Origin of the sequence: Pseudomonas sp. K5002, assembly GCF_013386655.1 — a bacterium.
Classification (GTDB): domain Bacteria; phylum Pseudomonadota; class Gammaproteobacteria; order Pseudomonadales; family Pseudomonadaceae; genus Aquipseudomonas.
Window position 1 is genome coordinate 1 of sequence record NZ_JACARK010001269.1, and the last position, 931, is coordinate 931.

General features: G+C 60.6%; 2 protein-coding genes. One reads left to right on the plus strand and one right to left on the minus strand.

What is annotated here, in order from left to right:
• Window positions 1–208, minus strand: a 208-nt coding sequence (locus tag HX846_RS35565) for a LysR family transcriptional regulator (protein WP_178967285.1), incomplete at its 3' end; no start/stop codon positions are given.
• Between the two features lie 98 nt (window positions 209–306).
• On the opposite strand from HX846_RS35565, the gene gstA reads away from it, so the two are divergent.
• On the plus strand, window positions 307–909 hold the full coding sequence (gene gstA, locus HX846_RS35570) for a glutathione transferase GstA (protein ID WP_008431610.1): 603 nt from the start codon (window positions 307–309) through the stop codon (window positions 907–909).
• Window positions 910–931: the final 22 nt, after the last annotated feature.

The following is a 931-nucleotide window of genomic DNA, read 5'->3' on the forward strand; positions in this document are numbered from 1 at the left end:
GCGCCTGCTCGATCACTTGCAGGCCCAGGGCGGTAGGCACGGTCTGACGCGCCTCACGCACAAACAACTGCGCACCGAGGTTGGCCTCCATGGCCGCCATCGCCTGGCTGGCGGCGGACTGAGTCATGCCCACTCGTTCGGAGGCGGCAGTGATGCTGCCGTTGTCCGCCACGGCCACCAGCAGGCGCCAGTGCATCAGGTTCATCATGGCAGTAGCTGTCCTTATGGCAGGATTCTGAAAGATTAATTTTACCCAAGGTGCCATGCCCACGAGACTGAAGGCAACTGTCCTGCGGAGTTGCCCCGATGAAGCTGTATTTTTCCCCGAATGCCTGTTCCCTCGCCTCCCATATCGCGCTGCGGGAATTGGCCCTGCCGTTTGAATTGATTCGCGTCGACAACCAGAAAAAGCTCACGGCTGACGGTGATGATTTCCTGCAGATCAATCCCAAGGGCTATGTAGCCGCACTGCAACTGGACAACGGCGAGGTACTGACCGAAGGCGCGGCCATCCTGCAATACCTGGCCGACCGGGTACCCGCAGCGGGCCTGGCGCCGGCCAATGGCAGCTGGGAACGGGTGCGTTTGCAGGAGTGGCTGAACTTTGTCTCCAGCGAGATTCATGGCGGGCTGGGAGTGTTGTTCAAGGACGCGATTCCCGATGAGGTGAAGGCGCTGTTCAAGGCCACGCTGTTCAAGCGCTTTGCGATTCTGGTGCAGACCCTGGAGCGCCAGGATTACCTGCTGGGCGCGCAGTATTCGGTGGCGGATGCGTACCTGTTTGTGGTGCTGCGCTGGGCGGGGTTGTTTGATATCGACTTGCAGCAGTGGCCGGCGTTGGCGAAGTTTCAGCAGCGGGTCGGTGAGCGGCCGGCGGTGATTGCCGCCCTGGCCGCTGAAAATCCATGACCTGAAATGCGATCAACCTGTA